Annotated in this window: 5 protein-coding genes; all 5 read right to left on the bottom strand. The window is 43.8% G+C overall.

The window, feature by feature from the left end; genetic code table 11:
* Positions 1 to 113 precede the first annotated feature (113 nt).
* The 5 genes from tsf to gltB all read right to left on the bottom strand — a co-directional run bounded on the left by tsf (position 114) and on the right by gltB (position 9,392).
* Positions 114 to 1,052: a translation elongation factor Ts gene (gene tsf / locus JQM82_RS12905; RefSeq protein WP_235250764.1), complete on the bottom strand. Its 939-nt coding sequence runs from the start codon at positions 1,050 to 1,052 to the stop codon at positions 114 to 116.
* Positions 1,053 to 1,086: 34 nt separating this feature from the next.
* Entirely contained in the window at positions 1,087 to 1,824 is a 738-nt protein-coding gene (gene rpsB, locus JQM82_RS12910; RefSeq protein WP_235250766.1) for a 30S ribosomal protein S2, read from the bottom strand.
* Between the two features lie 197 nt (positions 1,825 to 2,021).
* Complete coding sequence (locus JQM82_RS12915; RefSeq protein WP_235250769.1) at positions 2,022 to 3,158, bottom strand: coiled-coil domain-containing protein; 1,137 nt, start codon at positions 3,156 to 3,158, stop codon at positions 2,022 to 2,024.
* Between the two features lie 168 nt (positions 3,159 to 3,326).
* Entirely contained in the window at positions 3,327 to 4,853 is a 1,527-nt protein-coding gene (locus JQM82_RS12920) for a glutamate synthase subunit beta (protein WP_235250771.1), read from the bottom strand.
* A gap of 12 nt (positions 4,854 to 4,865) precedes the next feature.
* Positions 4,866 to 9,392, bottom strand: coding sequence for a glutamate synthase large subunit (gene gltB / locus JQM82_RS12925; RefSeq protein WP_235250773.1), 4,527 nt, complete (start codon positions 9,390 to 9,392; stop codon positions 4,866 to 4,868).
* Positions 9,393 to 9,452: the final 60 nt, after the last annotated feature.

Below are 9,452 nucleotides of genomic sequence, written 5' to 3' on the forward strand. Positions count from 1 at the left end.
TTATAATGCAATATATGAAGTGCCACGGAAAAGAAAAAACCCTTGAAAATACTGAATTTTCAAGGGTTTTAAGATTCATATTTAAGTTTTCTGTATCCTTTGGACTTAAAAAATTACTTTCCAGCCATCTGAGCTGCAACTTCAGCTGCGAAGTCTTCATTCTTCTTCTCAAGACCTTCACCTGTCTCGTAACGAACGAATTTCTGAAGCTTGATCTCTGTTCCGTTTGCTTTTCCAACTTCCTGAAGATACTTAGCAACAGACTGTTTTCCATCTTCTGCTTTTACATATACCTGATCTAACAGACAGATTTCTTTCATCTCTTTGTTGATACGTCCGTTGATCATTCCCTGAATAACCTTCTCCGGTTTCTGGGATTCCTTCGGATCGTTCATGATCTGAGCAAGAAGTATTTCTTTCTCATGCTCAATGTAATCTGCCTCAATATCAGCCTGGCTGATGTATTTTGCATTTAATGCAGCAACCTGCATTGCAACGTTCTTAAGTGCTTCTTTAACAGCATCGTTAACAACTGCTGTCTCTGCAACAACTAATACACCAATTCTTCCACCACCGTGAATGTAAGATACAACTGTTCCATTTTCAATTGTAACTTTCTCAAATCTTCTGATGCTGAGTTTTTCACCGATTACAGCGATCTTCTCTGTCAGTGCATCGTTAACAGTCTTGCTTGCATCTTCATTCCATGCTTCTGCCATGAAAGCTTCCATCTCTGTATTCTCTGTAGCAAGTGCCTGATTAACAACAGCTTTAACAAATCCCTGGAAATCAGCATTCTTTGCAACGAAGTCTGTCTCAGAGTTTACTTCAACGATTGCCGCTGTGTTGTCACCCTGAACATCTGCCATAACGATACCTTCTGCTGCAATACGTCCAGCTTTCTTAACAGCCTTTGCTTCACCATTTTTTCTCAGGTATTCAATAGCTGCATCCATATCGCCATCTGTTTCGTTAAGAGCTTTTTTACAGTCCATCATTCCTGCGCCTGTCATTTCTCTTAATTCTTTTACCATCTTAGCTGTAACTGCCATGATCTTGTCCTCCAATATACTTTCATTAAGAATCTTATTCTTCTGTTGCCTCTACTGCTTCTTCTTCCACATATTCTACATCTTCTGCTGCACCCTGATTCGCCTCGATCACTGCATCCGCCATCTTGGATACGATCAGTTTTACAGCACGGATAGCATCATCATTACCTGGAATTACATAATCCAACTCTTCCGGATCACAGTTTGTATCTGCAATACCGATAAGTGGAATTCCAAGTGTATGAGCTTCCTGAACACAGATTCTTTCTTTTTTCGGATCTACTACGAAGATTGCATCCGGAAGTTTCTTCATCTCTTTGATTCCGCCAAGGTTCTTCTCAAGTTTCTCCCACTCTTTTTTAATCTGGATAACTTCTTTCTTCGGCAGTACATCAAATGTTCCGTCTTCAGACATTCTCTCGATATCTTTCAGACGGGCAACTCTGCTCTTGATTGTCTTGAAGTTTGTAAGCATACCTCCAAGCCATCTTTCATTTACATAATACATTCCGCAACGTTCAGCTTCTACTTTGATAGCATCCTGAGCCTGTTTCTTTGTTCCTACAAACAGGATTGTGCCACCTTCTGCTGCGATATCAGCTACTGCCTGATATGCCTCATCTACTTTACCAACAGACTTCTGTAAGTCGATGATATAGATACCATTTCTCTCTGTGTAGATGTATGGAGCCATCTTAGGGTTCCATCTTCTTGTCTGATGTCCAAAATGAACACCTGCTTCTAAAAGTTGCTTCATTGAAATAACGCTCATGTTTCTTTCCTCCATCTGGTTTTTTTACTTCCGCATATGTGTAAGCCCTTGAAACCGGCTTGTAATCAAGCTTTGGCACCATCTTGGACAACCACATGCGTGTTTTTTGCGACCATACCATAATATCACAAAAGCCTTGCTATTGCAAGGCTTTTTTATCTACATAATAGATGATCATATATACTTTTTATTCTGTCTTATGGACGCCGAACAAAAATCATACCGGACTGCACCGGACCAACTTTTACTACATCTCCGGTATGCGGTGCATGAATCATCTGTCCGCCGCCGATATAGATACCGCAGTGGTTATATGTTGTGCAAACATCTCCCGGCTGTGGATCACTGACTCTTGGCCACCCCATGAAAGTAAACGTTGTACCAAGACGACTAAAACTTCCAGTCAGGCAATAACTAACGAAACCGGAACAATCAAAACTGTTCGGTCCACACGCACCCCATGCATAAGGCTTACCAAGCTGACTGTATGCTCTGCTGACAATTGAACTTCCATTTGCATTCGGACCGCTGACTGTCGAACCGCCAGAACTATTCGTCCCTCCTGTATTTCCCGTGTTTCCGGTATTTCCCGTGTTTCCGGTATTTCCGGTATTTCCGGTATTTCCGCCATTCGTATTGTTGTTGGTGTTATTATTCGTATTGTTATTATTATTATTTGCTGCTGCGAGCTGTGCCTGACGCTCTGCTTCCTGACGAGCCGCCAGTTCTCTTGCCGCTGCTTCAACTGCCTCCTGAATCTCAGCATCCAGATTGGCCACTTCATCCTGCTTTGCCGCAATCGTTGTATTCAGCTCATCTTCTTTCGCTTCATATTCAACCTGCTTTGTCTCAAGTTCTTTTTCATCTTCTTCAAGGCTGGTCTTCAATTCTGCAATCTCCTGCTTCGTCTCAACATATTCCTGCAGTTGTTCTCTGTCATATGTATGAACATTCTGAACATATTCAGCTTTACTGATCAATTCTGTAAAATCATCAGCGGTAACCAGTGCTTCAAATGCAGAGGTATTGCCCTCTTCATACATATACTGGATACGTTTCTTCATTGCCTCATACTGTTCTTTTTCTTTTTCTTCTGCATCCTTCAGGTCACTCTCTGCCTGAAGCTTCTGCTCACCTATAGAGATCAGTTCCTCTTCCAGATTACCGATCTCGGATAAGATTCCCCTTAACTGTTCCTGAAGAGAAGATACTTCGCTTTCTTTTGCTGCCTTATCTTCTTTCAATTTATCAACGGATGGTGCTGCCATAACCGGTGTTACGATTAATGAGCTTGTAGCAATAGCCGCTACGATTCTTACTCCAATTTTTTTCATATTCACTCTTCTTTCTTACAAATATTATACTCTCTACCCTCATTCGATATAGTAAAAGACAGAATAACTCCTATATCTGAGAATCATTATACATGATAAGAAAGTGTTTTGCAATATTTTTTAACATTTTCGTAACAATCTTTCTCCGGAAATCTTATCTATGTCGTCTTATTGTACATACATATTCGTATATCCCATCAGACTGATATCTACTTCTCTCGCTGCTTCACGGCCTTCGCGGATCGCCCATACCACGAGTGACTGTCCTCTATGCATGTCTCCGGCAGTAAATACATGTTCTTTGCTTGTCTGATATTCACCGTCCGGTGTCTTCACATTGGTTCTTGCATTCGTCTCTACACCAAATGCTTTTGTAACGTATTCCTGACTTCCAAGGAAACCGGCTGCAATCAATACCAGATCCACTTCAACCGTATACTCACTGCCTGCGATCTCGGACATAATCATTCGCCCTGTCTTTTCATCTTTCTTTGGCTCCAGTCTGACAAGAACTGCTTCTTTTACATTTCCCTCCGGATCCTTTAAAAACTCTTTGACCGTTGTCTGGTATACTCTTGGATCATGACCAAACACTGCTTTTACTTCCTGCTGTCCATAATCAGTCTTGCAGACTCTCGGCCATTCCGGCCACGGATTTGTTGCCGTCCTTTGATCAGGTGCCTTCGGCATCATCTCCAACTGCAGCACCGACGCAGCGCCGTGGCGCATAGAAGTCCCTACACAGTCATTACCGGTATCGCCTCCGCCGATCACCATAACTTTTTTCCCTTTTGCACTGATATAACTGCCTTCTTTCAATGACAGTTTCCAGGAACCGTCCTGCTTCTTCTCGGCAGCGCTCCACAAAGCTTTCGTTGAGGACTTCAGGAAATCCACCGCAAAATAGATTCCCTTTGCATCCCGTCCCGGTACTTTGATATCTCTCGGATTGGAAGCCCCACAGCACAGAATCACACGATCGTACTCTTTTAATAAGGAAGCAGCTTTTTTATCTTTTCCGATATTACAGTTCGTAACAAACCGAATTCCTTCTTCTTCCATGATTGCAATCTTTCGGTCAATGATCTGTTTCTCCAGTTTCATATTCGGAATGCCATATCGAAGAAGGCCACCAACCTTGTCTTCTCTTTCATATACCGTAACACTGTGTCCTCGTCGATTGAGCATATCTGCGGCAGCCAGCCCGGAAGGCCCGGAACCTACTATAGCCACCTTTTTTCCTGTACGTATCTGCACCGGTTTTGCCGCCGCATATCCCTTTTTGTACGCATTTTCAATGATACCATATTCATTCGCCTTGGTGGATACCGGATCTCCGTTCAATCCGCAGGTGCATGCCGCCTCACACAGAGCCGGGCATACCCTTGATGTGAATTCCGGAAAATTATTGGTTTTTTTCAGACGGTAATATGCTTCTTCCCAGTTGCCATGATAGATCAGATCATTCCATTCCGGCACCAGATTGTGCAGTGGACATCCGCTGGCCATTCCCATAAGCATCTGACCCGACTGACAGAAAGGAACTCCGCAGGACATGCATCTTGCTCCCTGTATTTCCTGTTCTTCTTTTGACAGGGGTGTGTGAAACTCATAAAAATGTCTGATCCTTGATTCTGGTTCTTCTGCTTTTTTATCCTGTCTTTCATATTCCATAAATCCTGTTGCTTTTCCCACTTTTCTCGCCCCCTATCTTCCTGCTTTGATTGCATAAAATGCTTCGTTCTTTGCCTGTTCACTGCTCATGCCCTGTTCCTCCATCTGCAGGATTGTAGTCAGCATTCGCTCATAGTCAATTGGAATAATCTTTTTAAACTTCGGCAGATAATTCTTAAAATCATCCAAAATCTTTTTCCCAACTTCAGAATTCGTATTGGCTACATGTTCTTCTATCATATCCTTCAGTTCATTTACATCGATCTTGGATGTCACATGCTCAATATTGACCATCTGTTTGTTCACATTCTTATATAGATCATTGTCCATATCCAGAACATATGCGATACCGCCGCTCATTCCGGCTGCAAAGTTTTTGCCGGTTTTGCCAAGCACTGCAACACGTCCGCCGGTCATGTATTCACATCCGTGATCTCCTACACCTTCCACAACTGCCGTTGCTCCGGAATTACGTACCGCAAATCGTTCTCCGGCAACACCATTGATATATGCTTTTCCGCTGGTTGCTCCGTACAATGCAACGTTTCCTATTATAATATTATCTTCATGTCTGTATTTTACACCCTTCGGAGGATATACGATCAGCTTGCCTCCGGACAATCCTTTTCCGAAATAATCATTGCTGTCTCCAACCAGTTCCAGTGTCAACCCTCTCGGGATAAATGCACCAAAGGACTGACCTCCCGCACCTTTACAGTTTACAACAAAACTGTCTTCCGCAAGTCCTTCCGGATATCTTTTCGTAATCTCAGAACCAAAGATAGTACCAAAAGTACGGTCCGTATTGGATACATCCATTTCAATGCTTCTCTTTTGCTTCTTCTCCAATGCCGGGAGCAGTTTTTTCATCAGAACTCTCTCATCCAGTGTCTTTTCCAGTTCAAAATCATAGACCTTTTTCGGATTAAATACCACCGGTGTATCCGTGCCTTCGTAAGGATTATGAAGTATCTGCTCAAGATTCAGGGCAGCAGCTCTTTCAGAAGTCGGAGTATCCTTTACTTTCAGAAGATCCGTTCTTCCGACCAGTTCATCCAGTGTCTTCACACCAAGTCTTGCCATATATTCTCTCAGATCCTGTGCAATGAAACGCATAAAGTTCACTACATATTCCGGCTTTCCTGTAAATCTTTTCCGGAGTTCCGGATTCTGTGTAGCTACACCAACCGGACAGGTATCCAGATTACATACCCGCATCATAACACAGCCAAGCGTTACCAGCGGTGCTGTGGCAAATCCAAATTCCTCTGCTCCAAGGATTGCCGCAATCGCCACATCACGTCCGCTCATCAGCTTTCCGTCGGTCTCAATTCTGACTCTTTCTCGAAGGCCATTCTGAATCAATGTCTGATGTGTCTCTGCAAGTCCAAGTTCCCACGGAAGTCCGGCATTATGAATCGAACTTCTCGGTGCCGCTCCGGTTCCTCCGTCATATCCGGAGATCAGAATCAGTCCTGCACCGGCTTTTGCCACACCGGCAGCAACAGTACCAACACCAGCTTCTGATACCAGTTTTACAGAAATTCTTGCATCTTTATTTGCATTTTTACAATCATAGATCAGCTGTGCCAGATCTTCAATGGAATAGATGTCATGATGCGGCGGTGGTGAAATCAAACTGACACCCGGTGTAGAATGACGCGTCTTCGCAATCCACGGATATACTTTTCCGCCCGGCAGATGACCTCCTTCTCCCGGTTTTGCCCCCTGCGCCATTTTGATCTGAATCTCCTTGGCACTGACCAGATAGCGAGACGTTACACCAAATCTTCCGGATGCCACCTGTTTGATTGCTGAACAGCGATTGGTATCGAGACGTTCGATTTCCTCGCCTCCTTCTCCACTGTTGGACTTTCCATGCAGTTGATTCATGGCAATCGCAAGTGTCTCATGTGCTTCTTTTGAAATGGAACCATAAGACATCGCTCCCGTTTTGAACCTTGTAACGATCTGATCTACGCTCTCTACCTCCTCAATCGGAATTCCTTTGTTCGGATAATTAAATTCCAGCTGTCCCCGAAGATTGATATGCTCACCCTCTGCATTTACCATCTCTGTGTATTTCTTGAACATCTCATAATCACCACGTCTGGTTGACTGCTGCAGCATATGAATTGTCTGCGGATTATAGAGATGTCTTTCTCCACCACTCTTGAGCTTATGCTGACCGACACTGTTCAGTGTCATATCCACTTCCAGTCCCAATGGATCAAATGCCTGTGAATGCCTTGCAATGTAATCTTTGGCGATTTCTTCAATTCCGATACCGCCCACACGGCTGACAGTATTCGTAAAATATTTTTGAATGAACTCTTGCTTCAGGCCAATCGCTTCAAAAATCTTTGCGCCCTGATAGGACTGGATCGTTGAGATTCCCATCTTGGAAGCAACCTTAACGATTCCGCTGATAATAGCATGATTATAATCATTTACCGCTGCGTAATAATCCTTCTGGAGCATATCTGTATCGATCAGCTGCCTGATCGACTCATGCGCCAGATATGGATTGATTGCACAGGCTCCGTAGCCGATCAGTGTTGCGAAATGATGTACCTCCCTTGGTTCACCTGTTTCCAGTACGATTGCGACAGATGTTCTCTTCTTCGTCCGTACCAGATGTTGCTGAAGCCCGGACAGAGCAAGCAGAGAAGGCATTGCAACGTGATACTCATCTACACCACGGTCCGAAAGGATCAGAATATTGGCGCCCTCATGGATCGCACGGTCTACCTCGATGAACAGATAATCTATCGCCTTTTCCAGACTGGCATTCTTATAATAGACCGTCGGGATCTCCGCAACCTTGAAGCCATCCTCTTTCATATTCTTGATCTTCAGAAGATCCGTTTCTGTAAGAATCGGATTATTCACCTTAAGCATCTTACAGTTTTCCTCTTTTTCCTCCAGAAGATTGCCGTCTTTTCCAATATATACCGTTGTGGAGGTTACCACTTCCTCCCGGATGGCATCAATCGGTGGATTCGTAACCTGTGCAAACAGCTGTTTGAAATATCCAAAGAGATTCTGATGCTGATCGGACAGTACCGCAAGTGGTGCATCAATACCCATGGCGGCCGTTCCCTCTGCTCCGTTCTTTGCCATGCTCAGGATCGAAGTCTTCACTTCTTCATAAGAATAACCAAACGCCTTCTGAAGCCTCTTACATTCTTCCGGCGAATAGGATGGAACCTTTTGATTCGGAATCTTCAGATCTTTCAATTCTACCAGATTGCTGTCCAGCCATTCGCCGTATGGCTGTCTTCCCGCATATGTCTCTTTCAGTTCTTCATCATCGATTACTTTTCCCTTTATTGTATCTACCAGTAACATCTTACCCGGATGAAGTCGTTCCTTGACAACGATCTTTCGCGGATCAATGTCCAGAACTCCCACTTCTGAGGAAAGGATCAGGGTATCATCGTCTGTAATATAATATCTGGAAGGGCGAAGTCCGTTTCTGTCCAGAACAGCTCCCATGCAGTCTCCGTCACTAAAGAGAATGGATGCCGGTCCGTCCCACGGTTCCATCATAGTCGCATAATACTGGTAGAAATCCTTTTTCTTCTGAGACATGCTCTTATTATTCGCCCATGGTTCCGGAATCGCAATCATAACTGCCAGCGGCAGGTCCATTCCACTCATGACCATGAATTCAATCGCATTGTCCAGCATTGCGGAATCGGAACCTTCTGTATTGATTGCCGGAAGGACATTGTGTAATTCGCCTTTCAGATACTCAGACTCCATATTCTCTTCTCTGGCACGCATCTTATCCATATTTCCACGAATGGTATTGATCTCACCATTATGTACAATAAAGCGGTTCGGATGCGCACGTTCCCAACTCGGATTGGTATTGGTACTGAATCTGGAATGTACCAGTGCAATCGCCGCTTCATAATCCGGATCCTGCAGATCCGTAAAGAAAGATCTCAGCTGACCCACCAGAAACATACCTTTGTATGCGATCGTACGGCTGGATAAAGATGCCACATATGTATCATCTGCACTCTGCTCAAATACACGGCGTACAATATATAACTTTCTGTCAAACGGAAGCCCTTTTTCCACCTTCGCCGGACGTTCAATGAAGCCCTGCATAATATATGGCATACATTCTATCGCCCTGCTTCCGAGTATCTCCGGTCTTACCGGAACCTCTCTCCATCCCAGGAAATTCATCCCTTCTTTTTTTACGATCACTTCAAAGATCTTCTTTGCCTGATTCTTTTTCAGTTCATCCTGTGGAAAGAAAAACATTCCCACACCATAGTCTCTTTCAGAACCTAAAAAGATGCCGAGAGGTTCGCAGACTTTGGAGAAAAACCTGTGCGAAATCTGTAACAAGATTCCAACTCCATCACCTGTCTTACCTTCGGCATCTTTGCCAGCTCTATGCTCTAAATTTTCCACAATCTTTAAGGCATTCGCCACTGTATCATGGCTCTTCTGCCCTTTAATATTTACGATTGCACCTATTCCGCAGTTATCGTGCTCAAACTCAGAACGGTACAGTCCACTTTGTTGAACTTCATTCATTCCGTCTATATACCTGTTCCTTTCATTTATTTTTTCTAACTATACTACAAAGTTCTCTTC

This window comes from Faecalicatena contorta, assembly GCF_021531995.1.
In the GTDB taxonomy this organism is placed as follows: domain Bacteria; phylum Bacillota; class Clostridia; order Lachnospirales; family Lachnospiraceae; genus Dorea_A; species Dorea_A contorta_A.